This window comes from Solibaculum mannosilyticum (genome assembly GCF_015140235.1).
In the GTDB taxonomy this organism is placed as follows: Bacteria; Bacillota; Clostridia; order Oscillospirales; family Acutalibacteraceae; genus Solibaculum; species Solibaculum mannosilyticum.
Genome location: NZ_AP023321.1, coordinates 2,427,494 through 2,452,935, shown reverse-complemented (window position 1 = coordinate 2,452,935; position 25,442 = coordinate 2,427,494). Strand labels below are relative to the sequence as shown.

Annotated in this window: 19 protein-coding genes; 6 read left to right on the top strand and 13 right to left on the bottom strand. The window is 52.9% G+C overall.

The features are described 5' to 3' along the window. Positions 1–254: 254 nt before the first annotated feature. A complete protein-coding gene (locus C12CBH8_RS11370) occupies positions 255–950 on the bottom strand; it encodes an NfeD family protein (RefSeq protein WP_099322872.1) in 696 nt (231 codons plus the stop codon). 231 nt (positions 951–1,181) lie between these two features. On the opposite strand from C12CBH8_RS11370, the gene C12CBH8_RS11365 reads away from it, so the two are divergent. Beyond that, positions 1,182–2,108 carry a helix-turn-helix domain-containing protein gene (locus C12CBH8_RS11365; RefSeq protein WP_246441823.1) on the top strand — a complete coding sequence of 309 codons (927 nt, stop codon included), beginning with the start codon at positions 1,182–1,184 and terminating at the stop codon, positions 2,106–2,108. A gap of 190 nt (positions 2,109–2,298) precedes the next feature. Here the strand turns inward: C12CBH8_RS11365 and C12CBH8_RS11360 are convergent, their stop codons facing one another. The 11 genes from C12CBH8_RS11360 to C12CBH8_RS11310 form a co-directional block, all read right to left on the bottom strand. Then, the gene (locus tag C12CBH8_RS11360) at positions 2,299–2,985 is read right to left on the bottom strand and encodes a nucleotidyltransferase domain-containing protein (protein WP_090264720.1); all 687 of its coding nucleotides are present in this window, start codon (positions 2,983–2,985) and stop codon (positions 2,299–2,301) included. Positions 2,986–3,073: 88 nt separating this feature from the next. Beyond that, positions 3,074–4,729 carry a dihydroxy-acid dehydratase gene (gene ilvD, locus C12CBH8_RS11355; RefSeq protein ID WP_215533263.1) on the bottom strand — a complete coding sequence of 552 codons (1,656 nt, stop codon included), beginning with the start codon at positions 4,727–4,729 and terminating at the stop codon, positions 3,074–3,076. Positions 4,730–4,969: 240 nt separating this feature from the next. After that, positions 4,970–5,566 (bottom strand): hypothetical protein, encoded by a 597-nt coding sequence (locus C12CBH8_RS11350; protein ID WP_090264723.1) that lies wholly within the window; start codon positions 5,564–5,566, stop codon positions 4,970–4,972. Between the two features lie 30 nt (positions 5,567–5,596). Beyond that, positions 5,597–7,123 carry a lysine--tRNA ligase gene (lysS, locus tag C12CBH8_RS11345; protein ID WP_090265058.1) on the bottom strand — a complete coding sequence of 509 codons (1,527 nt, stop codon included), beginning with the start codon at positions 7,121–7,123 and terminating at the stop codon, positions 5,597–5,599. A gap of 173 nt (positions 7,124–7,296) precedes the next feature. Then, the gene (gene greA / locus C12CBH8_RS11340) at positions 7,297–7,770 is read right to left on the bottom strand and encodes a transcription elongation factor GreA (RefSeq protein ID WP_090264725.1); all 474 of its coding nucleotides are present in this window, start codon (positions 7,768–7,770) and stop codon (positions 7,297–7,299) included. A gap of 195 nt (positions 7,771–7,965) precedes the next feature. Further along, entirely contained in the window at positions 7,966–8,829 is an 864-nt protein-coding gene (locus C12CBH8_RS11335) for a hypothetical protein (RefSeq protein WP_090264727.1), read from the bottom strand. Between the two features lie 193 nt (positions 8,830–9,022). Continuing rightward, the gene (locus tag C12CBH8_RS11330; protein WP_090264729.1) at positions 9,023–10,261 is read right to left on the bottom strand and encodes a S41 family peptidase; all 1,239 of its coding nucleotides are present in this window, start codon (positions 10,259–10,261) and stop codon (positions 9,023–9,025) included. Positions 10,262–10,281: 20 nt separating this feature from the next. Then, complete coding sequence (locus C12CBH8_RS11325) at positions 10,282–11,784, bottom strand: murein hydrolase activator EnvC family protein (protein ID WP_246441559.1); 1,503 nt, start codon at positions 11,782–11,784, stop codon at positions 10,282–10,284. Next, positions 11,774–12,688 carry a permease-like cell division protein FtsX gene (ftsX, locus tag C12CBH8_RS11320; protein ID WP_215533262.1) on the bottom strand — a complete coding sequence of 305 codons (915 nt, stop codon included), beginning with the start codon at positions 12,686–12,688 and terminating at the stop codon, positions 11,774–11,776. Before ftsX ends, C12CBH8_RS11325 begins: the two co-directional genes overlap by 11 nt. Next, positions 12,675–13,361, bottom strand: coding sequence for a cell division ATP-binding protein FtsE (gene ftsE, locus C12CBH8_RS11315; RefSeq protein ID WP_090264735.1), 687 nt, complete (start codon positions 13,359–13,361; stop codon positions 12,675–12,677). The genes ftsX and ftsE overlap by 14 nt, the downstream gene beginning before the upstream one ends. A gap of 195 nt (positions 13,362–13,556) precedes the next feature. Continuing rightward, the gene (locus C12CBH8_RS11310; RefSeq protein WP_090264736.1) at positions 13,557–14,642 is read right to left on the bottom strand and encodes a PucR family transcriptional regulator; all 1,086 of its coding nucleotides are present in this window, start codon (positions 14,640–14,642) and stop codon (positions 13,557–13,559) included. Between the two features lie 561 nt (positions 14,643–15,203). Here C12CBH8_RS11310 and C12CBH8_RS11305 point away from each other — a divergent pair. Further along, on the top strand, positions 15,204–17,243 hold the full coding sequence (locus C12CBH8_RS11305; RefSeq protein WP_215533261.1) for an SH3 domain-containing protein: 2,040 nt from the start codon (positions 15,204–15,206) through the stop codon (positions 17,241–17,243). A 78-nt stretch (positions 17,244–17,321) separates the two neighbouring features. On the opposite strand, the gene C12CBH8_RS11300 is transcribed toward C12CBH8_RS11305, so the two are convergent. Further along, on the bottom strand, positions 17,322–17,951 hold the full coding sequence (locus C12CBH8_RS11300) for a zinc dependent phospholipase C family protein (RefSeq protein ID WP_090264740.1): 630 nt from the start codon (positions 17,949–17,951) through the stop codon (positions 17,322–17,324). A 166-nt stretch (positions 17,952–18,117) separates the two neighbouring features. On the opposite strand from C12CBH8_RS11300, the gene C12CBH8_RS11295 reads away from it, so the two are divergent. The 4 genes from C12CBH8_RS11295 (at position 18,118) to C12CBH8_RS11280 (ending at position 25,378) form a co-directional block, all read left to right on the top strand. After that, complete coding sequence (locus C12CBH8_RS11295) at positions 18,118–18,588, top strand: DUF4830 domain-containing protein (RefSeq protein ID WP_090264741.1); 471 nt, start codon at positions 18,118–18,120, stop codon at positions 18,586–18,588. A 326-nt stretch (positions 18,589–18,914) separates the two neighbouring features. Next, positions 18,915–23,168 (top strand): discoidin domain-containing protein, encoded by a 4,254-nt coding sequence (locus tag C12CBH8_RS11290; protein ID WP_215533260.1) that lies wholly within the window; start codon positions 18,915–18,917, stop codon positions 23,166–23,168. Between the two features lie 158 nt (positions 23,169–23,326). Next, entirely contained in the window at positions 23,327–24,070 is a 744-nt protein-coding gene (locus tag C12CBH8_RS11285; protein ID WP_215533259.1) for a pseudouridine synthase, read from the top strand. Positions 24,071–24,232: 162 nt separating this feature from the next. Continuing rightward, entirely contained in the window at positions 24,233–25,378 is a 1,146-nt protein-coding gene (locus tag C12CBH8_RS11280; RefSeq protein WP_215533258.1) for an ABC transporter ATP-binding protein, read from the top strand. Positions 25,379–25,442 lie beyond the last annotated feature (64 nt).

Genomic DNA, 25,442 nt, shown 5'->3' with positions numbered 1-25,442 from the left:
TGAACGGGGTAAAAACGTCAGTAAACCTCTAGAGCGACGTGGAAGCGGGCACTGCCTGCACTAAGGTTATCTAATATCAGATAGCTTCTGTTACCGTGTGAACGGGGTAAAAACGTCAGTAAACCTCTAGAGCGACGTGGAAGCGGGCACTGCCTGCACTAAGGTTATCTAATATCAGATAGCTTCTGTTACCGTGTGAACGGGGTAAAAGCGTCAGTAAACCCCTGGGGCGACGTGGAAGCAGGCACTGCCTGCTATTCCATGGGTTCCACCACCAAGGTATCGCCCTGGATATCGATGACCGTTACCGCCGTGCCGGTGGCGAGAGAAGCACTCCCTTCGGTGATGGCATCCAGCTCGGTGAAGGAACCCTGAATGGTCAACGTCACCTTCCCGCCCCGACGCTTATCCGGAGGAATGGGGATATAGACTGTGGCCGTCTGCCCCAAGGCGTTGCGGATGGACAACGCGCCGTTTTCCTGCATACGTCGGAAAAACTGAAAGAGCTTTGCCGTGCCGTAGAGAGCGGCCGCACCTACCAGCAGACCGATGACAATGGCGGGAAAAGCACTCAGACCGGTGCTGATGGCAGCGATGGAGATCCAAGAGAACAGCACCAAAAAGATGAGGATCCCCTGTAAGGTAAAGAGTTTAAGACCTGCCGAATCGTCGCCGGCATGCTGGATATCGTGATCTATATCCTGATTTCCCTGGTCGGCATGAACGTCGTGAAGATGGACGTCGTGGAAATCGGGGAGATCCAATCCGGCGTCCACATCCAAGTCGCCGTCCAGATCCAGACCCGAGGTATCCGATGGATTGGCCGCTGCACCGTCGCCCAAGCCAAACAGCATCAATACCGTATCCAAAAGAAAAATAAGGGTGCTGGGAATTGCCACACAATAAAGAACCTTTAAGATGCCGTCGAGCGCATCCCACCAGGCCAACATAAGAAGTTCCTCCTCAGAAGTGTAATTAATATTTACTGAAATTATAAATCCAGCCGATAGCATTGTCAATAATATTTACGCAAAAATGTAAATAAATTTTAAATTTCACAAAAGTAGCGGGGGAATCAAGAGGGCAAGGGTTGTTATTGAAGGGGAGTTCTGATACAATAGAGTAAATGGAACTTACCAGCTTGCGATTAATCCACAGGGAGGTGACTCAAGTTGTCGGAAATGTTGGGGAAAAAGATCCGCGCCCTGCGGCTGCAGAAGAAGATGACCCAAAAGGAAGTGGTAGGGGATTTCATCACCCGCAACATGCTCAGTCAGATCGAGAGCGGAACGGCGACGCCGTCCATGCGGACGCTTGAGTATTTGGCCAGGGTGCTGGACGTACCCATGTTTTACCTCATGGAGGATGAACAACCAGAGGATCAAACCATGCCGATCGCCATGCTGCAAAAGGCAAAAAGGGCCTTTCGTGACGGCGATTATGACGCCTGTCTTGCCAGCCTGCAAAGGGTGAAAGAACCTTTTTTGGAAGAGGCCAATGCGCTGAGAGCCAAAGCCAGCTTGGAAAAAGCCCGGATCCTGCTGCGGCAAGGGGAATTTGAACAGGCAAAGCAATTAGCTGAAGAGGCCATGCAGCTCAACGATCAGAGCATCTATGGAGCTCGATCGGTCAAAGCCGATGCATACCTTTGTATGGACGAAGCCACCAATGAGGGGTGGGACTACTACATGCAGTATCGTTCGGCCCTCGAGACCCCGTATTCCAACGCCCATGTGTCCATGATCAACGCCGAGATGTTTCTTAATCAAGGGAAGGTGGAACAGGCGCGCATCATGCTGGATGCTCTATCGGGCGGGGACTACGACCACTGTATGCTGGATGCCGGACGAGTACGACTGTTGCAGGCCAGGGTGGCCATGGCAAAGGAACAGTGGGAGGAGGCGCTTTCGCTCTGCCACGAGGCGGAAGAACTGTGGGAACAAGCGCCGCATCACGCCCAAAGAGCGCTTTTGTATCAATGCATGGAACAGTGCGCCATGAAGCTGGACGATTATAAGAGTGCCCATCACTATGCATCCATGCGTATCTCATTGCTCACCAAAGGGCTGCCGTCGGATGGATCCCATGAGGCGGAGAAACAAGAATAAGAGCATTCCATCTAGGTCTTATTGTAGCAGATTCCCAGAGAACAACAAGGTGAATTTTCGATTTTTATGCAGCATAATCGATTGTTTTTTCTTCTGGCAGTTGGGTAGGGGCGATAAATCGGCCGATTCGGCCGATTTAGTAAGGGAAATAAAGAAAAAGACAGACGTTTCAACACGTCTGTCTTTTTTGTTACCTGCGGGAAGAACGATAAAATTGCTTAATCAGATGGCCCGACCACTGCATAAGAGCATCGGAAAGGGTAGAAAATCCCGGGTCTTGGGAATCGGGCAGTTTCCGGACTTTATCGGAACCGTTCAGGATATCCAGGTCCTGTGGAGAGAGCACCCGAGCCAGACCGTATTTATGGACGTAGTAGGTGTTGGTTTCATAAAAGAGCTTAGCCTGCAACACAAAACGGGCCGACTTATACAGGGCCTCCAGGACGTTTACACTGCGCTCATGGACAAAATTATGACAAACTCCATGATAAATACTACAGGCTCCCGACCATACGGCACAGCGGGCATCCTCCTTACTGGCAGGGGGGAATAGATCTTCTAACCTCCCCTGAAGAGGTTCGGTATCAAAATAAAATTGGAACCGGTCGGAAGGTTCCCACAGGGAGAGCTCCTTTGCTCCCGATACAAATCCGCACACCAGCTGACGGTGAGGGAGACGGTCAAGCATGGCCCGGTACCGTTCTAAGTCGGATAAGGAGAGGGTGTCCAGAATCAGAACCACGTCGATGTCGCTGTTTTCGGAGGCCTCCCTGCGGGCGTAACTCCCTTGTAGACCGATCAAGCGGATCCGCGGGCCAAAGGTCTGGTTTGCAAGCTTGGTAAACTCGTACATCCACATTCTGATGTCGATGGGCATAACAGTCACCTCCTGAGAGTCAAAAAGCGCCTAGAGAGAGTTTCTATCTCTCTAGACGCCTTTTCTTCCATCATAAGAAACGCGTATTTTAATCTTGGAACACAGCGCCCTTGGAGCCGGAGGTCACCAATTGGGCATACCGTTTGATGTAACCCTTCAGTTCCTTTTTGGGGGCTTGCCACTGGGCGCGGCGGGCGTCTAGTTCAGCATCGTCCACCAGGAGATTCAGTTTGCGGTTTTTGATATCCACTTGGATGGAATCGCCTTCCTGCACCAGGGCGATGGTGCCGCCGGCCGCGGCCTCCGGGGAGACATGGCCCACAGCCGCGCCACGGGTGGCACCGGAGAAACGGCCGTCGGTGATGAGCGCAACCGAAGAATCCAGTCCCATACCGGCCAATGCGGAGGTGGGAGCCAGCATTTCGCGCATACCCGGGCCGCCTTTGGGACCCTCATAGCGGATGACAACGACGTCGCCGGCGTTGATCTTTCCGCCCAAAATGGCTGCGGAAGCGTCCTCTTCGCAGCCAAAGCAGCGGGCTGGACCGGTGTGCTGCATCATCTCAGGGGCCACGGCGCCCTGTTTGACCACAGCGCCCTCCTCAGCCAGATTGCCGAACAGCACGGCAATGCCACCGTCGGGACGATGGGGATTTTGAAGGGTGCGGATGATGGTGCCGTCGGCGTCTGGGGCGACACGGATGCGGTCTGATACTGTGCCGTTGACGGTGAGGCAATCGGTGTGGAGCAGATCGGCGTTAGACAGTTCCTTGAGCACCGACTGGATGCCGCCCACTTCGTTGAGGTCGCTGATAAAGGTGGAACCGGCTGGATTGAGCTTGCACAGCTGAGGCGTACCGCGGCTGATGGTGTCGATGTATCCCATGTCCATGGGTACGCCGGCTTCATGGGCGATGGCCGTCAGGTGCAGCACGGTATTGGACGAACAGCCCAAAGCCATATCCGAACGCAGGGCGTTTTCAAAAGCATGGGGCGTCAGGATATCGGAAGGCTTAATATCTTCTTTAAGCAGTTCCATGACCCGTTCACCGGCTGTCTTAGCCAGACGTTTGCGTGCCGATGAGGTGGCCGGGATGGTACCGTTGCCCGGCAGGGCCATGCCGATGGCCTCGGTCAGGCAGTTCATGGAATTGGCGGTGTACATACCCGAGCAGGAGCCGCAGGTGGGGCAGGCGGAATTCTCCAGTTCATAGAGCTGAGCGTCGGTGATTTTGCCGGCGGCATGGCTGCCCACCGCTTCAAACATCTCCGAAAGGCCCATGCGTCTTTGGCCGTCGGAACCGGGGGCCATGGGGCCGCCGCTGACGAAGATGCTGGGCAGGTTCATCCGACAAGCGGCCATCAGCATGGCCGGGACGATTTTATCGCAGTTGGGGATAAACACAATGGCGTCCAATGGATGGGCGGTCAGCATGACCTCGATGGAATCGGCGATCAGCTCCCGGGAAGCCAGGGAATACTTCATACCCACATGGTTCATAGAGAGGCCGTCGCATACGCCGATGGTGTTAAACTCGAAGGGGACGCCGCCGGCGTTGCGGATGCCGGCCTTAACCGCCTCACTGATATCGCGAAGATGGGTGTGGCCCGGAATGTAGTCACTCCAGGAGTTAACGACCGCCACAAAGGGACGTCCGATTTCAGCATCGGTCAGGCCGAGCGCCTTCAAAAGGGAACGATGCGGCGCACGAGTCGGGCCGGCTTTCATGTTATCACTGCGCATGATGAGACACCACCTAAATTAGAAAGAATATAGAAGTAAAATAAATCCGGCACAAAAGAGGCCGGAACATCGGCAAAGGATTGGGAGCTTGTCCCTTCCCCCACATCTGCGGGTGAAGGGACAAGGGATCTGACATAAAAACGGCCATCTGGGCCGTTCCGGCCCAGGGCCTTGATCCTAAGCGCCAGCCCAGCGGAGCGGGCTGATGCGAATAAAAAACAGCTGCCATGCGGCTGTTTTTTATTCGGAAGTGGGATCGGGATCATAGGTAATGGCGCGGAGGAGATCCCGGGCCGCCTGATACCGCTCTAAGGCATCCCCCGTCAGCCCATCGCTTTTCCGGATGCTGAAGGAGAGGGATAGGCCAGTCTGCGTGTATCCTCCCCATCCCTGGGCAAAGGAAGACCCCTCTAGGGACCACTGATCGCTCTCCTCCCCTTGGATGGTGGAAAAGAGATCCGGCCAGCCGGCCAATATGTATTCATACTCAGTCGGATCGGTGAGGAAAAGAAAGGTATCGTCGGAATCCACCACATCCCGCAGTGCCTGCTGGGCATTTTTGGTGACGCTGGTATCCTCAACGGCGATGTTTTCCACCTCGATGTAGACTTGGCCGTCCTCATTGGCATCTTCGGCGTAGAGGGTGAGATTGTTTTTGAGAACCTGTACGTTCTGTTCGCTGAGGCCCATGGGAGTCACCACAGCGATGCGGTAATCGGGCTCCACCGAATGGGTCATCATGAGAAGGAGAAGCAAAATGGCCACGAAAACGCCGGCGCCTGTCAGGATAAGAAAGGGAATCAGACGGCTTTTTTTAGCCGGTTTGGAATCGCTCATAGAGACCTCCTTTCCGGAGAGGGAGGGAGATTATTCTTCCGCCTCAGTTTCTTCCGACACTGTCTTGGGCTTCATGGTCGGGAAGAGCAAGACGTCGCGGATAGAGGAGGAATCGGTCAGCAGCATGACCAGACGGTCGATGCCCATACCCAGGCCGCCTGTGGGAGGCATGCCGTATTCCAAAGCCATGAGGAAATCCTCATCCAGCATCTGGGCCTCGTCATCGCCCTTCTCGCGCATGGCGGCCTGACGCACCAGACGTGCCCGCTGATCGATGGGATCGTTGAGCTCGGAATAGGCGTTGGCAAATTCACGGCGGGTGATAAACAGCTCAAATCGTTCGGTCAGATGGGGTGCCGACGGCTTGCGCTTGGTCAGGGGAGAGATCTCCACCGGATAATCGATGATAAAGGTGGGCTGTACCAGCTGTTCCTCCACCTTTTCCTCAAAGGCCAGATTGAGCAGATCGCCCCAGGTCATGTCGTCCTTGACCTCTTCAATCCCAAGCGCCTTGACAGCTTCCAACGCCTTCTGATCGTCGCCGCGGAAGGAGTCGAAATCGATGCCGGCGTACTGCTTGACAGCGTCCAGCATGCTCAGGCGGCGGAAGGGAGGGGTGAGATCGATTTCTTCGCCCTGGTAGGTCACTTTGGTGGAACCGGTGGCTTCCACGGCAGCGGCGGCGATCATCTCCTCGGCACGCTTCATCATGCCGTTGTAATCGGTGAAGGCCTCGTACAGCTCCACCATGGTAAATTCCGGGTTGTGGCGCACGTCCATACCCTCGTTGCGGAAGTTGCGGCCCAGTTCATACACCCGCTCCATACCGCCTACAATGAGACGCTTGAGGTACAGTTCCGGCGCGATGCGCAGGTACATGTCCAGATCCAGGGTGTTGTGATGGGTGATGAAGGGACGGGCGGTAGCGCCGCCGGCGATGAGATTCAAAATAGGGGTCTCCACTTCAGTGAAGCAATTTTCATCCAGATAGCGGCGGATGGAGGTGATGATCCTGCTGCGCTTGAGGAAGGTGTCCTTGACCTCGGGATTGACAATCAGATCGATGTAGCGCTGGCGGTAACGGACGTCGGTATCCTTGAGGCCGTGGAACTTGTCCGGCAAAGGCAGCAGCGACTTGGAGAGCAGGCGGATGCCCTTGGCGTGGACGGAAATTTCACCCCGGCGGGTGCGGAAGATAAAGCCGGTGACCTCCACAATATCGCCGATATCCCACTTTTTGAAGGCGGCGAAGGCCTCCTCGCCGATGTCGTTCATGCGGACGTACACCTGGATGCGCCCGGTGGCGTCGTGGATATCGATAAAGTTTGCCTTGCCCATATCCCGCCAGGTCATAATGCGTCCGGCGATGGTGCAGTCGGTGTTTTCCAGCTCCTCAAACCGCTCCACGATTTCGGCGGCATGATGGGTCTGGGTGGCGGTGGTGATGGTAAAGGGATCATTGCCCTCCTGTTGGAGAGCGGCCAGCTTATCCCGGCGGATTTGCAGCAGTTCGTTTAGATTTTCCGCACTGTTCTCATTGACGGGCGGTTGACTCATTTGGCTCATAATGGACCTCCGTTCATTTTTTACATCTTGCCGCCGCCTTTGTCGGACCGGCGGGACCCGTTTTCCACAGGATTGCCATCATAGCTCTGGGAAAACCAGATGCAGACCCATGTCTGCAATCAAAAAAACGGGGGAAGGGCATATGCCGCCTTCCCCCGCCTTCATTACTTGGATATCTCTAATACGTCGAAGGTGACGACGCCGTCGGGCACTTCGATTTCCACCGATTCGCCCACTCGATGTCCCAAAAGGCCCTTGCCCACCGGACATTCGTCCGAGATACGGCCTTTGGAGGGATCGGCTTCGGTGGAGCCGACGATCTGGTACTCCACTTCTTCCTCAAACTCCCGGTCATAGAGTTTGACTTTGGAGCCGACGTGGATCATCTCGGTGCTCAATTCGTCCTCATCCAGCACCTTGACATTGCGCAGCATGGCTTCCAATTCGGCGATGCGGGCTTCTACGATGGCCTGATCGTTTTTGGCCTCATCGTATTCACTGTTTTCCGAAAGGTCGCCGAAGGAGCGGGCGACTTCGATTTTATCGGCAATCTCTTTTCGTTTTACTGTTTTGAGCTCTTCCAGCTCAGCCTCCAGCTTTCTAAGACCTTCGTCGGTCAGGAGAACCTGCTTGGCCATTCCAGTACCTCCAGTTACAAATAAGAATCAGATCAAAGACGGCCTCCTCCAATAAGACGCCTCCACCCGGCGAGGATGGAGGTGATTTGATATATCGGCCGCAATTGCTTTTTACATGTCCCCATGGGATAGGCTATAAGCTTTTTTATTCATCATGGGTATTAGATTTATTATACGTCAATGGCGTAGTCTCTGTCAATGTTTCCGCCTGAATTCGTCTGTTTCTTTGGCATTTAAAGCGTCGTAAGCACGACGAATGAAAGAGGCGACGCTTAGGAAATCCAACCTCTCGTCGCCGGATAGACAGGACGAGACCTCCACCGGATCACGAAGACGTCCGGAAGCGTACAAAGCGGCGGCAAATTGGGTGGGATCGATCCCGCCCGGACAGAGACGTCCGGCTTCTCCTCCAACGGCGGCGGTGTATTCTGAGAGGCATAAGCTGTGCAGTCCCTTGAGGGGACGGGTGGAAAACACCACCGCTTCCTTGGAGACGGGGGCCGACATTCCCCAGGGATTGAGAACCACCGGACATCCTGATACACATCCGGGGTCGTCGGACACCACAAGAGGAGCGCCGTACTGTTTGATAGACAACCGAGCGACTTCCTCGAATAAGTCGGGCTGAGGGGTGTATACCTTGACGGTGGAGGCATAGCGGATCAGGGACAAAGCGACTTTGCCAAATTGTCCGCTGTGGTCTACGAGACAGATCTGGAGCTTGGAAGGGGAGAGATCGGCCTCCTGAAGGGAACGGTGACAGGCCCTACAGCAAAGCAGGCGCTGAAAGGGGGAATCGTCCACCGGACGATACGAACAATCATCCGGCGGGGAAAAGCCGTCCGGAAGCAGAAGTCCGGCAGGGGCCCAGGCGGCCAGACGAGTGATATCCATCCAGTCCAGAGGATGCCGTTTATCCATTTGCGCGCAGATGCTCAGATAAGAGATGTTCCCCTCCTGTACCATGTGGGAGGCAGGAGGCGCCGGACGGGAGAAAAGACGAAGCCGTCCCAGTACTCCATGAGCCATGCGTTTTTGAACCGTTAATACAGCAAACAACCCATCACCTCATCCCGCAATCATCCTTGTTTTTTATATGCAGGGGAGAGTGAGTTTATGAAAAAAGACGGGGAAAAGGTCGTCCCAAAGGGAGAAGATAGGTTTTGCCCTTTATGATACAAAAAACCAGCGCCATAGGAAAATCCCTAGACGCTGGTTTCGATGCTGTTAGCATAATTCTTTTAAAAAAGGTTTACTCAGCTGAAGGTTCCTCGCTGGAGGGCGATGACTCTTCCGACGTGGCAGACAAACTTTCTCTTAAAAGGGAAAGAGCTTTTTGCAGCTGAGGATCGTCCTCTTGGGCCAACAGATAGAAGTTCTCCGTTTGTTCATCGGTCAGAGTGACTTCAAAATCGGGAATAAGGCCTTTTCCATCGAAGTTCTCCGATTTGGGAGGGTCAAAGTTGGCCACTGTAAAATTGATGCCCGAACCGTCGCTGAGCTGCTCGAAGTTTTGCATGCAGCCCTTGCCGTAGGTCAAGGTGCCCACCAATTGGGCTTTCCCGTAATCCCGCAGGGCACAGGCAAATAATTCAGCAGCCGAAGCCGTCTGGCCGTTGACCAGGACCATCATGGGAAGCTCGACCTCCTCTGCATCGGAGGAGTAAAGGACTTCCCGGGAACTGTTTTTGGCAGTCTTATAGACAATAGGGCCTTCCGGAAGCAGATAATCCAGGGACTTGGCAACAGAATCCAAAGTACCGCCTAAATTATTGCGCATATCAAATACGACGGCGGAAACCCCTTGTCCTTGGAGATCCTCCATGGCGGCGATAAACTGTTCGTCAGTGGATTCGTTGAATTCATCCACAGATACGTAACCGATGCCGTCCATCACCGAATAAGACACCGACACATTGGTGTAATTCTCCCTCAGGATGGAAAAGGGAATGGTCTCTTCTCCTCTGGCAACGGTAAAATTGGCAGTGGTTCCCACCGCGCCGATTAGGAGATCCCGGACTTGATAGAGAGTCATTCCGGTAACCGATTGACCTTCCACCTCCGTGATGACGTCGCCCTCCTGGAGACCGGCTTTTTGCGCAGGGGCGTCGGCCATCACATCGAAGACGATGACCGAGCCGTCTGAAGTCTGGGTGACTTTGAGGCCCAAACCGACCTCACTGCCGGCTAGGGAATTCAGTTTATCCTTGGTTTCTTCCACACTGTAGTAGCTGGCATAGCGATCGCCGATCCCAGCGATATAACCCGCTGCGATGTGGTCCTGAAGATTTGCTTCATCGATGGCCCCCATATATTCGCTGCGGATTTTAGAATCAATCTCGCTGAGTTTTAAAGAAATGGCCGCCTGATTGCCCACATCTAGTTTACCATTAAATTGCTTCAGGGAGACAGCCATTGTCACCGAGATGCTGATGGCTGCGGTCAAAAGAACGAGGGCAATGGTGAGACCCAGGGGAATTCGTTTGCTCATAAACGGACCTCACTTTTTTCTCAGGTGGGGAGATACAAAAGAGGATTGACACGGCTGGCGGAATTGTTGGCTCCCTTGCGCACTTCAAAGTGGAGATGGGGGCCTGTGGAGTATCCGGTGGAACCCACATAGCCGATGACTTGTCCCTGGCTGACGGTTTGTCCCACAGACACAGCCAACGAACTGCAGTGGCCGTACAGGGTGTAGTACCGGTTGCCGTCGCTGCTGTCCACGCCGTGGTCGATGATGACATGGTTGCCGTAGCCGGTGTTACCGCTGGCCGCTTTGACAACCGTACCGCTTTCAGCCGCGACAATGGGCGTGCGGTAGATGCCGGCGCCGGAAATATCAATGGCGCCGTGTCCCTTCAACTCGCCGGTAAAGGGATCGTTGCGGTTGCCAAAATAGGATGTAATATACTTCAGGCCTGCATAATTAGGTGTCGGCCAGATGAACTTGGCACTGGAAGCAGGAGGAGCAGGCGTTTCAGATCCGCTGCTGCTTGACCCGCCGCTGGAGCCGCCTGAACCGCTGTCCGATCCGCCGCCTCCGGAACTGCCGGAGCCTCCACTGCTGGAACCTCCCGTTGACCCGCCTTCAGACGGGGTTTCAACCGGTTTTTGCAGATCAGCCAAATCTTGTTCAGCTTCCGATTTGTCGCCTTTTAAGTCGCTGATGTTGGTGAGAGCGGCCGACTCGTCGCCTTCCAGCTGGGCCAGAAGCAGGCGGTTTTCTTCCGCACGGGCCGAGAGTTCATCCTGTTCGGCATTGTACTGGTCCATCAAAACAGCCGATTCATCCCGCTTTGCCTGCACGTCGGAACGAGCCTGTTCTTGTTCAGCGCGTTTGTCTTCCGACTGTTTCTTTTTATCGTTGATTTCTCGGACGGTCTGTTCAATCTCATCTTTGGTGGACTGGATCTCGTCCGCCTGACGACGGATGTCGTCGATGAGCTGCTGATCGTGGTCGGAGATGCTCTTGACCACCTGGGACCGGTAGAGGAAATCGGCGTAATCGGTGGCGTTGAGCAGTTGGGTCAGGAGGGAAGCGTTGCCGGTCATATACATGGCGCGCACCCGCTGGCCGAACACATCATAGGATTCCTCAATATCCTTCTCTTTTTGAAGCAGCTCATCCTCCAGCTGCTGTTTACGCTGTTCATTCTGATTGATTTCTTCGCTGAATGCCTGGATCTCAGCATCCAACGTAGAAATTTTGTCGTCCAAAGAAGCGATCTCAGCATCCTGTTGGTCCATCTGGGCCGCCAGATTGTCGATACGGGCCATAGAGTCGTTGACAAGGCCCTGCAATACCTCCTGATAGGCTTTGGTTTCGCCCTGCTGATCTCGGATTTCCTGGAGTTTTTGTTCCTTCTCTTTGATTTGATCGTCCAGCTTCTGGATCTGTTGATTGAGGCTGGACTCAGTCACGCTGAAACCGGTCATAGGTACCGTAGCGGTCAACACCGATATGGCCGTCAGCAAGCCCAAAATGCGAAGCACCTTCTTCTTTTTAAATGACATCATAGATCCCCCTTGCATCGTGTTTCAAGTGACGACGGATGGAAATAGCGCTGCCGATGGTGCCAGTCAGGACGCCGGCTCCCACAAAAATGAGGATGATAGGGAGAGCGACCTGGCTAAACGGGATTACGGACAAAGTTGGCATAATGCCCTCCACCGCTCCGGCAGCCAAATAATAGAGATACCATATAATCCCCGAAGCCAAGGCGGCCGAGAAGAGGCCCAAGAACATACCCTGTACTAAGAAGGGAATGGTAATGAAAGCATTGGTAGCGCCCACCGATTTCATGATGCTGATTTCCAGCCGGCGGACGAACATGGTAATTTTTACAGTGTTGGCGATAATAAAGAGCGAAACAATCACCAGGATGCCGATTACCCAACCCCCGACGTTGGAAACCACATTGCGCACATGGGTCATGGTTTCCGCCTCATCCCGGTTGCTGGCAACACTCTCCACCCCGGACATGCTCTTAATTTCATCGATCGTCTGATCGTAAAGGGAGAGATCCTTCACCGAAACCTGATAAGCGTCGGGAAGGGGATTGTCGTCTTTGAGACTTTCCAAAAGTTCCGCGTCATCGCCAAAAGCCTCCAGTTGCTTGTCCAGCCCTTCCTCCTTGGAGACAAAGATGCATGACTCGATATTGTCCATTTTGGAAATATCCTCCCCCAATTGTGTCGTTTGTTGCTCGGAGGCGCTGTCTTGGACATATACCATCGCAATATTCTGTTTTTCCAGCCACTGAAAGGCTTCGTCTATGTTGAGAACACACAGGAGGACGCTTCCTAACAGCAAAAGGCAGGCGGTGAGTACGCCCACCGACGCCAGGGCCATATTCCGATTGACCCATACACTGCGGAAACCTTCCTTGATTAAGTATCGAAAATTACTGGCTTTCATTCGACACGCTCCTTCCTGAATCGGAGACGATGGAGCCGTCTCGAATTTCAATGGTGCGCCGGTCAAACCAGTTGGCCAACTCCCGCTCATGGGTGACCATCAGGATGGTGGTACCCTTTCGGTTGATCTCGTTGAGCAGCTCGATGATTTCAAAAGAGAGCTGCGGATCGATGTTGCCGGTGGGCTCGTCGGCCACCAGGAGATCGGGGTTGTTGACCAACGCCCGGGCCAGGCCTACGCGCTGTTGTTCGCCGCCCGACAATTCCTTGGGCAGGCAGTGGGCCTTATCGGTGAGCCCTACCTGGCTGAGCACATAGGGGACCCGTTTGCGGATCTGCCGGGTGGTGGCCCCTGTCACCCGCATAGCGAAAGCCACGTTGTCAAATACCGTCATTTTAGGAATCAGGCGGAAGTCCTGGAACACAATGCCCATGGTACGCCTGAAATAGGGAACATTTTTCTTTTTCATGGAGGAGAGCTTGAACCCATTGACGGTGATCTCACCGGCATTGGGGACCTCCTCCCGGATGATCAATTTTAAGAAAGTACTTTTGCCGGCGCCGGAAGCGCCCACGATAAAAACGAACTCACCTTTTTGGATGGTGAGATTGATGTCCTTTAAAGCCACGGTGCCGTTGTCATACGTTTTGGAAACACCTTTCAATTCAATCATGGATTACCTCGCTATTCGTTTCACAAAGGGATAGAATCACGGGCTTTTAAAACAAGCCTCCGTGATCATTATCTTTGCAACCTTCAGTCGGGTTTCCACACGCTACCTCAAACAACCGCTGGAAAACTGCAGCAGCCAAAACCAAAGCGCCCGACAAAGAAACCGCAATCGGGCGCCGCCGCAAGTGGTTAGATTTTAATACTTAATCGGATTGGCAGTCAGGTATTTTTTAACCATCAGCGCCACCTTGAATACAATGGCATGGTCGAATTCCCGCAGATCCAAGCCGGTGAGTTTTTTGATCTTCTCCAGACGATAGACCAGAGTATTGCGGTGGACAAATAATTTGCGCGAAGTCTCCGAGACGTTAAGATTATTCTCGAAGAAACGCTGGATGGTAAAGAGGGTTTCCTGGTCCAGGGACTCAATGGAACCCTTCTTAAAGACTTCCCTCAGGAACATTTCACACAATGTGGTGGGCAGCTGATAAATGAGGCGGGCAATGCCCAGATTATCGTAGCTGACAATGGTTTTTTCTGTGTCGAATACCTTGCCCACTTCCAAGGCGACCTGGGCCTCCTTAAAGGAACGGGCCAGCTCCTTGATGCCGGTGACGCTGGTGCCGATTCCCACAACCGACTGGGTGTAGAACTCGCCGCTCAGTGTGTCCACAATGGAGCGGGCCAGCTTTTCCAGATCCTTGGTTTCGATGCCGGGAGAGATCTCCTTGATGAGGGCAATGTCATTTTCACTGATGTTGATGACAAAATCCTTGGACTTGTCCGGGAACAGGTTCTGGATGACGTCGTAAGCCGAGATATCGGTCTGGTTGATGATGCGGATGAGCAGCACCACCCGGGTAACTTCGGCGTTAAAGCGGAGTTCACGGGCCTTCAGATAAATATCGCCAGGAAGGATGTTATCCAAAATGACGTTTTTAATGAAGTTGCTGCGGTCGTACTTTTCGTCGTAATACTGTTTGATGTTGTTGAGCGCCACGCTGAGGATGGAGGCGTAACGGCCGGCAAGCTCGTCGGTACCTTCCACAAAGACGGCGTAGTCTGATTTTCCCACATCGCTAAACGCTTTATAGGTATAGCCATCGCTCAATAGCAGATCGGCGCCGGAAAGGGCGTCGGGGGAAAACTTTTCGTTGCTTTCGCCGATTTTGCCCAGCTCGCTGCACGCGATAATGACCGAAGATTCATCAATAACACCAATGGCGCGGTCAATAGCGTTGCGCATCTGATGGACGACACCTTGGAACAGTCTATTCGACATGGAAAATCCCCTCTTTTCTAAAATTCGCCAAGCGACTCATTGTTTGTCAGAAAAGCTATTAATGCATCTATTCTACACAAAACATTTGTCTATTGCAAGGCTATAAACCACAAAAGTTTCAAAAAAGTTACAAAACGCAGAAAAAATTTTGTGATGAGAGCCTTTTAATGGGTTATAATCCAAATTAAGGAAAATAAAATTGGGGTTTATCTGGGATATTAGTATGATAATCCCAAAACTGGATGAATATACAAAATTTTAAAAAGCAGAAAAATTGTGATATTGGACAAAAAGATTTGGAAATATTTTGAATCCGTAGGGACTGGAAAGCAAAATGAAAGAAAAGCGAGAAATGAACTTGTGCATTCCGCTGATGGGGAATGGAGGACAATCCGAAGAGGTTACAGAGAAATGACAAACCCATTGTGCAATTTTTGGCAGACGGAAACTGCCCTTTTTTTCTATCATTTCCGCCCACGATTTGGATATACTAAAGCGTACGATGGACTGTATCCAGAACGAAAAAACAGCCAAATATGCAACAAAAGGAATGGTGGAACCATGTATCATTATCGTCTGGCGGAGAACCAGGATCACAGTTATGATCTCATCATCTCGGTAGACCGCTATCATGCGGAATTTGGATTGGATATCCTCTCCAACCTGAAGGCCAAAAAGCCCTATCAGGATCTGTCCCGTTTTATCCGGGAGAAGTCCAAGGATATCCGCATCAAAAGCGTCAAATTGCTGGTGGCGGGGGTCATGGTGGCATCGGTGCCCTTCGGCATGTTTTTTCCAGCAGAGGCGGCCGGCTCTAAATTCAATATGACCTACCTGTACGGTGGTTCCGTCAGCCAGCAGATCGAACAGGTCAAAAAGGTGGGATCCTTCAACACCGTCTCCCCCAGCTATTTTGACATCGATTCGGCAGGCAAGCTGGTGCTGAACAATGTAAGCACTCAGCTGATCGAGGAGATGCACAGCATGGGTGTTAAGGTGGTGCCCATGCTCAGCAACCATTGGGACCGCCGCGGGGGACAATTGGCCCTTAAGGATCCGGAAGGCCTTGCGAGCCAGATCGCCGGTTATGTAGAGCAGTACAATTTGGACGGCGTCAATGTGGACATTGAGAACGTCACCCACAACGAGCGGGATGCCTATACCCGTCTGGTGGCCCGGCTGCGTGAGCTTATCCCGCAGGATAAGGAGGTATCGGTGGCCGTGGCGGCCAATCCCAACGGATGGAACACCGGATGGCACGGGTCCTACGATTATGAGGCCCTGGGCAGGCACGCCGACTACCTGATGATTATGGCCTACGATGAGCATTGGCAGGGGAGCGAAGCAGGCCCCGTGGCCAGCATTGGGTTTGTGGACCGGTCCATTCAGTATGCTCTGGAACGGGTGCCGGCTGAAAAGATTGTGGTGGGAGTTCCCTTTTTCGGGCGTATCTGGAGCCAGGACGGCGCGTTTAACGGCAACGGCGTAGGCATTAATACGGTAGAAAGCATCGTCCGGGACTTTAACGCCAAAGTGACCTACGACGAGACAACTCAGTCTCCCAAGGCGGAATTCACCGTCCGGGAGGGGGATAAGACCATCACCATCAACGGCAAACGCCTGACGCCGGGGAATTATACCATCTGGTACGAGGATGAACGGTCATTGGAGGAAAAAACGGAGCTGGTACACAAGTACGATCTCAAGGGATTGGGATCGTGGGCGTTGGGTCAGGCCACCGACAACGTGCTGGGGAATCTCTCTTCGTGGCTGGAGTACTCCGACGAGGGGGTAGAGGGGGATACCGTCCTGTTTGGACGTGTGACGGCCACCTCCTTGCGCGTCCGGGAGGAGCCTACTACCGACAGCGCCGTCATCGACGGATTCCAGCAAGGGGATATTGTCACCATCGTGGGGACGCAAAGCGGATGGTACCAGGTGCGTCTGGCCGACGGAAGATTGGGTTTTGTCAGCGCCCTTTATATTGAAATCCAGCCGCCCGCAGCTGTGGAGACCCGGACGGGATATATCACCGGGGACCGGGTACGGGTGCGGGAATCGGCTACTACTGAGAGTGCCATTCTGGAACACGTAAACCGAGGCGACACCGTGACCGTGCATGGAAAAGAGCAGAATGGATGGTTCCACGTGGAACTGGCAGGAGGGGTAAAGGGATATGTCAGTGGGGACTATATCAGCTTTACCGAGCCGGTAGTGACCCGGACGGGATATATCACTGGAGACCGGGTACGGGTGCGGGAATCGGCTACCACTGAGAGTGCCATTCTGGAACACGTAAACCGGGGCGATGCCGTAACCGTGTATGGGGAGGCGGAAAACGGGTGGTTCCAAGTGGAATTGACAAGCGGCGTAAAGGGATATGTCAGCGCCGACTATGTGACGTTCACCCAGACAGGCCAAGTGACTGCCACATCCCTGCGCGTGAGACAGTCAGCTACCACCGACAGCAAAACCCTAGGCTATTTAAAGCAAGGGCAAACCGTCACCATCCTGGAGGATACCGGCACCGGCTGGTACCGGGTGGAATTGCCCGATGGCTTGACTGGTTACGTCAGCGCCGATTATGTCGTGGTGCGTTAGACCTTATATTATAACGAACAAGACCGTCGGCCTAATAAATGAGCCGACGGTCTTGTTATCTATTTTATTAGAATTCATTTATTGAGATATACTGCTAACCAGACGCCTGGGGATACGTCTTCTTTTTCTTTTGGGAAGGCGACAGGTTTCCGCTGCCCGCTGCAAAACCATCCGGGAGAGTTCGGTACAAATCTGAACCGAGCAGATCAGATCGATTCCCCAGCTGGGATGCAGACCTAGATACTGCCCGTGGGACCGCTCAATATGCTCCAGCAGTTGATCCACATCGTTGATATCCGGAGCGCCGTAGTGGTAATCGATGCCTTTGAGGATGTGCCGACGGTCGCGGCAGTAGGCATCCAAACGCCATTCATAGAGGAAGTGTTCCTTAAAAGAACCGTCGAATGAATCGTTGTGGACAAAGCAGAAAAAGTCGCATAGATAATGGCATACCATCCCCAGGCGGACGGAAAATTCGTGCCAAGATATCTCATGCAAAATCCCGGGACGGCACAATGTGCGGATCTCCTCCTGGACGTGCCGAAGTGTTTTCTCCTCCGAGAAGTGATGTGGATAGCGGATCATATCCAGCGTGAAGTCCGGCTTGCAGCACGCCCATACAAAGGATACCGGGAGTAAGATGCCCGTTTCCTTGTACATAGCGTCCCGGACAGTATTGCCGATGGTGATATGGGAAAAGGTGTTCATCCAATGTTATCCCCTTTTTACAGTTTCAGACAAACCTTGAGAAAACGGTAACTCTACCTGTCCTTTCATAACTATGCAGAAGGACAGCTTTATATTTCACCGCATATCGCTTTCTTCCCTCCCATATAGATAGAATAAGCAAGGTGAAGGGAGGATAGGAGAGCTTATGATTGTTTCCATCAAAAGAAATTTTAGGCGCATCGCAGGATTTGCAGCCGTGGCGGTAGGGGTGGCGATTCTGCTGGGGGTTCTTCTCTTTTCGGGAGGGAATACGGCAGCCAGTGCCGCCGCCGGTACGCAGAATTTTTCGGCTGCCAACGCCCAGGAACGCATCCAGTTCATCGCCCAGTATGGCTGGGAGGTGGAGGAAGATCCAGTAGAGGTGGCGGAAGTGGCCATTCCCGCCCAGTTTAACGAGGTGTATGAAACCTACAACTCCATCCAGAAGAAGCAGGGATTTGACCTGAGCCGATACCAAGGCAAACGGGTCAAACGATGGTGTTATCAAATCACCAACTATCCCGGATACGACGGAGAAGTACGGGTGAATCTCCTGGTATGCGACAATAAAGTGGTGGGCGGAGATGTATCCAGTGTGGCCTTGGACGGATTCATGCACGGTTTTACCCTGCCGTAAAATGTGGAATAAAAAAGAAAGAGCCGCTTATCCGCCGTCCGCGAGGAGGGGGAAGGCGGCTTACTTGTTTTACACTGTTCCCATCATAGCACAAAACCGGAAAAAAGGTGTCACATCTTAGAGTTTTTTAAGGAGGAAAATTTTTCCATGTCCAAAATTTACCATACAGACGGAGAAAAAAGAATGATGAGAGTTATATAATTTATATAAAATTATAATTTTATAACGGGATTGATTGACAATTAATACCATTGGTGATAATCTTAAATAGATTCTAAGACGATAAAATTTAGGGATTATTTCATAAAGAAAGGATGGTAAATGGGATGAAACTAGGCAAAACAGGGCAAAAACGCAGCTTTCAAACAAGGGGCTTAGCAGTGCTTTTGTCGGCAGTGATGGCAGCCAGTGCGTTGATAGGCTCGATTGGAGCCGTATCAGCGGCGGAGACAGAGGATAAGGGGGAGAATCTGGCCCTGCATAAGGATGTGCTGGCATCCACAGTAGAGAAAGCTGAGCACGACGCCCCACTGGCCGTAGATGGAGACAACGGTACCCGTTGGGCATCAGCCGAATGGAATCCCTATCCCGGCACAGAGGATAAAAAAGGGAACGATCCCCAGTGGTTCCAGGTGGACTTGGGCCAGCTGGAAACGGTCAGCCGCGTCACGTTGAGCTGGGAGACGGCCTACAGCAATGTCTACCGTATCCAGGTCTCGCAGGACGGGGAGGACTGGACCACCGTCTACAACACCTTTAAGGGCGACGGCGGCATCGACGATATTTTCTTTGCCCCGCAAAAGGCGCGGTATGTCCGGATGATCGGCACCGCCAGAGGTACTTTCTACGGTTATTCCCTCTATGAATTTGAAGTATACGGTCCTAAAAACAGCGCCCAGGGCACAAAGGCTGAGGTTTCCTCCAATGAGGAACAGGCCGGGAACCTGACCGATGGAGATACCTCCACCGCTTGGACATCGGCAGAAAAGACTGGACAGTCGGCCACTGTGGACTTGGGGGATGAACGCACAGTAGGCAGCGTGATTCTGGACTGGGGCGAAAATTACGCATCCAGCTATGCTGTTTACATTTCGGACGACAATGCCTCTTGGAAACAGGTCTATACCACCGACCGCGGCCAGGGCGGACGTGAGATTGTCAATATCGCTCCCTTGGAGAACACCCATTATGCAGTGAACAACGAGGAAAATGTATATGTGGCCCAGCAGAGCGCACGTTACATCCGCGTGGTTCCCACTGCGGGCAACGGCGACAGCTATGCCATCAATGAGATTGAAGTGTACGGCAACCCCACCGAAGAGGAGGTAGCCGTTAACGACGATACCATCAAGGAGGACATGAGCCTCAACGATGGCTGGACCTTGGCCCGCGCGCCCGACGTCACCGCCACGGCTCAGGAGATCTCCAGCGTGGGCTTTGACGACTCCAGTTGGATTCCCGCCACAGTCCCCGGCACGGTACTCACCAGCTATTACGAGGCCGGTCTCATCGACGACCCCTATTATTCCGATAACATGGATCAGCTGGATCAGGACTACTACAACGTGGATTACTGGTACCGCAAAGATGTAGAGATTCCGGCCGACTACGCTGGACAGCGCATGCTGTTAAACTTCGACGCCATCAACTGGCAGTCGGATATCTTCATCAACGGCCAAAAGGTGGGCATCATGCGGGGTGCCTTTGACCAGGGTGAATTCGATGTATCCCAGTATTTGATCCCCGGCGAGACGAATACCATCGCCGTCAACGTCCACATTTATCCCACCGCAACCCAGGAGACCGATTGGACGCCCAACTTCATCTGTAGCGGCGGCTGGGACTGGATGCCTCCCATTCCGGGACGCAACATCGGCATTTATAAGGATGTTTATCTGAGCACCAAGAAGGAGGTGTCGGTGGACGCTCCCTTCGTCGTGACAGATTTACCGTTGCCCGATACCGATTCGGCCGATATCCGCGTCAGCACCGACCTTGTCAACGACAGCTCCAAGGATATCACCGGTACTCTCAAGGGCGTGATTCAGCCCGTGGGCGTGGATGACGCCGCTCCCATCACCTTTGAGAAGGAGATCACCATCCCTGCCTATACCACCTCCGCCGTAACGGTAGATCAGGAGGACTTCCCTCAGCTGCATGTGGAGGATCCGCTGCTGTGGTGGCCCAACGGCTACGGCGATCAGAACCTTTACAATATGAATCTTTCCTTTGAGATCGACGGGAAAGTATCCGATGTCCAGAACTTCAACTTTGGTATCCGGGAGTATTCTTACGATTACGCCCTGACCACCGAAGTAGAAGAGGGAGAAGAACCGTATGATATGCAGATTTCCTGCAACGGCGTGCGGATTCTGTGCAAGGGCGGCAACTGGGGTATGCCCGACGCCATGCTCAGCTGGGACGATGAGGATTACGATACTGCCGTCAAGATGCATAAGGACATGAACTTCAACATGATCCGCACCTGGCACGGCACCTCTGATTTTGAAGCCTTCTACGATGCCTGTGATAAATATGGCATCATGGTATATGAGGATTTCTGGCTCAACGGCTTCCTGACCCCCAAGGATTGCGGCTCCTTCCTGGATAACGCCGAGATTAAATTTGAACGTCTGCGCAACCGGGCCTGCATCGCCTTGTGGTGCGGCGAGAACGAAGCCACTCCGCCTTGGCCGTTGGAGGTGCTGCTTCCCGAGCTGGCTGAAAAGATGGACGATTCCCGGATGTACATCCAGCGTTCCAACAAAGCCATCACAAACGGCGAAATTGAAATCGACAGCGAAATGAGCGGGGGCATCACCTATGCCGTCATGGATCCCTCTTGGTACTTTGAGCAGGCCAAGCAGTCCCTGGGATTTGTCACCGAGATCGGCACCCCTGTGGTTCCCAATGTGGAGACTATGGAGTCCATGATGGACGAAGAGGATCTGTGGCCGGTCCGCGATCCCGACGGATCCTGGGGCAAGAAGATCAACGATATGTGGCAGTACCACGACCTGGGCGGTTCGTCGGACATCGGCAACAAGGGCGCCGAGAAGTATCTGGACGAGATCGACAAACGCTATGGCGTGGCTCAGAATGTGGAAGAATTCTGTACACTGGCCCAGATGCTCAACCTGGAGACCAACAAGGCCATGTTTGAGGCTTGGAACCAGGAGATGTGGGAAAATTCCAGCGGCCTGCTTTTGTGGATGAGCCAGTCGGCATGGCCGTCCACCGTGTGGCAGACCTACGACAGCTCCTTTGACGTCAACGGCGCTTACTTCGGCTGTAAGGTAGGCAGCGAGCCCATCCACATCCAGTGGAGCGCTTTGGACAATGAGGTCAAGATCATCAACAATACCACCGACGTCCTGAATCCGGTGGTGGCCAGCGCTTACATCTACGATATGAACGGCGTCCAGAAGGCCGACATCCACGCCACATTGGCGGCAGCTGCCAACGATGATACCTTGGCGTTTGATCTGACTGATACCTTAGAAGACGCCGCCTTTGCCGGAATCACCGACGTAAGCTTCATCAAGCTGACTTTGCGCGATATCGACGGCAATCTCCTTTCCGAGAACTTCTATTGGAGAAACAAGGATGGTTCCACCAACTATACCGCCATGCAGGAGATTCCCGAAGTGGAATTGACCGCCAGCGACTTCAGTGAAGAGACGGTGGATGGACATACCACCATGATCGTCACTTTGAAAAACGATACCGATTCGGTGGCCGTCATGACCCGGCTCAAAGTGATGCAGAAGAAGAGCGCTGAACGCGTCCTGCCCACCTACTACAGCGACAACTATTTTGCCCTGTTGCCCGGCGAGAGCAAGACCGTCACCGTGGAATTTGATGAAGAAGATACCAATGGTCAGGAAGCCATTCTTCAAATGGAAGGCTTTAATACCATCGTCAAGGGAATCAACGGCGAAGCCGTCACCGAACCTGAGCCGGAACCCACCGCCACCATCACTTCGGATAAGACCGAATACGAGGTGGAGGAACCCATCACCATGACCATTGTCACACAAAAAGAAGTGGAACGTGTCGGCCTTTATAATGAAAACGGCAAGGGCATGGGATTAAGCAACATCACCTCCCGTCTGAATAAGGAAGGCATGAAGGAATGGACTGTCACTATGACCGTGGGCACTGCCGGCAGAGATCGTACGTTTGACCTTTATCTGCGACAGAACGGCCAGTGGACCGATTCCTACGCCAATCTGGTGGTTTCGATCGGCGTGACACCGGTGGATCCTGAGGTGACACCGGCTATCTATGAGGCGTTCTTTGATGTAGATTCCGCTGTGGTCAATGAACCCTTTACAGCTAAGGTGGAAACATCTACCTCCATCGCCAAGTTGGGGATCAAGAACGAAAGAGGGAAATGGATCACCCATGAGGTGTTGGGCTATACCGACGAAGGTGATAAGAGAATATGGGAAGTCTCGCTGTCGGTAGGCAGTGTAGGAAACCGCATCTTCAGCTTCACCGGCTATGATGCCGACAATACCATGCTGGATTACACGGTGGAAGACAGCATTGTGATTCAAAAGGCAAACACCCCGTAACAGACAAATCCTGTCAAAAGACCCGGCCCCAAACGCGAGGTCGGGTCTTTTTCTTTCCGAAAAAACGCCATGACTTTTGCATCCGGATGTGTTACACTGAAGCACATTGAGGCCGGTGTAACAGTCAAAATTCAGCCGGTTGGAAGGAGAGGGATTCCATGGCGAAACAGCGTCTGGATAAACTGTTGGCCGGTCAAGGGTTTGGATCCCGGTCCCAGGTGGGAAGGATGATCCGATGCGGAGGCGTACAGGTGGATGGCGTGACGGTAAAGTCCCCATCCATCTCCTGCGATCCGGAGAAGGAGACCATAATCGTGGCAGGCGAAAGGCTTTTTTATAAACCTTTTGTAACCTTGATGATGAACAAGCCGGCAGGGATACTTTCGGCCAGCCGGGATAACAGGGCAAAAACGGTGGTAGACCTGGTGCCGGATGCTTTAAGGCGGCGGGATTTGTTTCCGGCCGGACGTTTGGATAAAGATACCACCGGACTTTTGATCCTCACCGACGACGGCCAGATGGCCCATCGGATGCTGTCCCCGAAGAAGGGGATTGAGAAGGTGTATCACGTCCAAGTAGAGGGGACGGTGGGAAAAGAACAACAGGATCGGTTCAAGCAGGGAATCACCCTGGCCGACGGCACGGTCTGTCTACCCGCCCGTATGGACGTATTGGAGGAAGGAGAGAAACCACTGTTGCGGGTGGTCATCATGGAGGGAAAATACCATCAGATCAAGCGGATGCTGGGAATGCTGGAACGTCCGGTTTTGTCGCTAAAAAGGGTATCGATCGGAGGGCTTCTATTGGACGATAGTCTTAGCGAAGGACAGTGCCGGGAACTGACGGATGAAGAAGTAAAAGCCATCTGGCAAAGAAGCCCTTATCCCATCGGAGAGGATTGAGAGCGGAAGGCAAGTTGGTAAAATACCTAAGAGAGGAAGGGAAAGTTTGGGTAATTTCGGTCTAGGAAGCCGGACGTTTTTTTGATATATTTGTTGTATGAGTACGAGAATCGTGGCCAAGAGAACATGCTTTTGACCATTGGCAGGAAAGGGGATGAGTGGATGTCAAAGCTTATGCTTCATAATCTCCACAAGACCTTCTCAGATGGGACCATAGCAGTACGCAATCTCAGCATAAAGGCCGATGAAAAGAGGATCACAGTGTTAGCAGGGCCGGCCGGCAGCGGGAAATCTTCGATTTTCCGATTGATCATGGGAGCAGACCGGCCCGATCAAGGGACGGTGACCCTGGATGATAAATCCATTGTGTACGGCCAGGATCCGGGCTACAACGCGATCATGATATCGGAGAACTATACTTTGTACCCTCGCATGACGGTGGCTCAGAATATGGCGTTTGGCCTCAAAATAGAACATATGGACAAAGAGGGAATACAAAATCGAGTTACCCAAGCGGCATCCCTTTTAGGGATCGAGGACATTTTGGCCAACCGGGCGGAAGAACTGAGTAATGTTGAGAAATTCTGGGTAGTGATGGGCCGCGCAGTATGCCGTCAACCGGCAGTGTATTTGTTGGACGATCCGCTTCGGTCGCTCAATCCGGACGATCAGTTGTCGGTATGCCGGCAGATATCGGCCGTTCAAAAGAAGCTGGGGACGGTTGTACTGTTCGCCACCCGGGATTGCCGGCAGGCCCAAGCGCTGGAAGGAAATGTGGTGGTGCTGCGGGACGGCGGGATAGCTCAATCGGGAACTGCTGAGGATATCTCTCAAAATCCGCACAATATGTTTGTAGCCAGTTTTTTCAGCAGCCCGCCGCTTAATTTGGTGGACGTCCTGCCCCACATTGTGGATGGAAAACTTTATTTTCTCATCGATCACAAAGGACGCCCGCAGGGCAATTATGCCGTATCCATACGAGCGGAAGAATATTTCTCCAAGGATCTGGCACAGGAAGGCAGGGAATTGACGGTAGGGATCCGTCCAGATGGAATCCGCATGGACCGGGAGAGTTTGAACCGGTACGCCGACTGTGTGATGGAGGCCACGGTAGAAGAGGTGGAGCGGACACCTTGGCATTGCCTTATCTTGTTGGACCTGGATGGGCATAAGCTGGTGATGAAAGCGGCTGCATCCTGTGGCGGTTTAGAGGAGGGGGATGTGATCCCGGTAGCGCTTTTACCGGACCGCATGCTGCTGTTTGACAAATTGTCCGGCAAGACCCTCTTGAGCGGGAGAGATTCATAGAGGAAACGGAAGTCTTTTCAACGTGATTTTGAAAAAATAGAAGCAATGACAAAGCGATCTATTA

Coding starts and splice junctions, on each gene's coding strand:
- C12CBH8_RS11370 (WP_099322872.1), bottom strand. CDS start 950: ATGTTGGCCTGGTGGGATGCGCTCGACGGCATCTTAAAGGTTCTTTAT.
- C12CBH8_RS11365 (WP_246441823.1), top strand. CDS start 1,182: ATGTTGGGGAAAAAGATCCGCGCCCTGCGGCTGCAGAAGAAGATGACC.
- C12CBH8_RS11360 (WP_090264720.1), bottom strand. CDS start 2,985: ATGCCCATCGACATCAGAATGTGGATGTACGAGTTTACCAAGCTTGCA.
- ilvD (WP_215533263.1), bottom strand. CDS start 4,729: ATGCGCAGTGATAACATGAAAGCCGGCCCGACTCGTGCGCCGCATCGT.
- C12CBH8_RS11350 (WP_090264723.1), bottom strand. CDS start 5,566: ATGAGCGATTCCAAACCGGCTAAAAAAAGCCGTCTGATTCCCTTTCTT.
- lysS (WP_090265058.1), bottom strand. CDS start 7,123: ATGAGTCAACCGCCCGTCAATGAGAACAGTGCGGAAAATCTAAACGAA.
- greA (WP_090264725.1), bottom strand. CDS start 7,770: ATGGCCAAGCAGGTTCTCCTGACCGACGAAGGTCTTAGAAAGCTGGAG.
- C12CBH8_RS11330 (WP_090264729.1), bottom strand. CDS start 10,261: ATGAGCAAACGAATTCCCCTGGGTCTCACCATTGCCCTCGTTCTTTTG.
- C12CBH8_RS11325 (WP_246441559.1), bottom strand. CDS start 11,784: ATGTCATTTAAAAAGAAGAAGGTGCTTCGCATTTTGGGCTTGCTGACG.
- ftsX (WP_215533262.1), bottom strand. CDS start 12,688: ATGAAAGCCAGTAATTTTCGATACTTAATCAAGGAAGGTTTCCGCAGT.
- ftsE (WP_090264735.1), bottom strand. CDS start 13,361: ATGATTGAATTGAAAGGTGTTTCCAAAACGTATGACAACGGCACCGTG.
- C12CBH8_RS11310 (WP_090264736.1), bottom strand. CDS start 14,642: ATGTCGAATAGACTGTTCCAAGGTGTCGTCCATCAGATGCGCAACGCT.
- C12CBH8_RS11305 (WP_215533261.1), top strand. CDS start 15,204: ATGTATCATTATCGTCTGGCGGAGAACCAGGATCACAGTTATGATCTC.
- C12CBH8_RS11300 (WP_090264740.1), bottom strand. CDS start 17,951: ATGAACACCTTTTCCCATATCACCATCGGCAATACTGTCCGGGACGCT.
- C12CBH8_RS11295 (WP_090264741.1), top strand. CDS start 18,118: ATGATTGTTTCCATCAAAAGAAATTTTAGGCGCATCGCAGGATTTGCA.
- C12CBH8_RS11290 (WP_215533260.1), top strand. CDS start 18,915: ATGAAACTAGGCAAAACAGGGCAAAAACGCAGCTTTCAAACAAGGGGC.
- C12CBH8_RS11285 (WP_215533259.1), top strand. CDS start 23,327: ATGGCGAAACAGCGTCTGGATAAACTGTTGGCCGGTCAAGGGTTTGGA.
- C12CBH8_RS11280 (WP_215533258.1), top strand. CDS start 24,233: ATGTCAAAGCTTATGCTTCATAATCTCCACAAGACCTTCTCAGATGGG.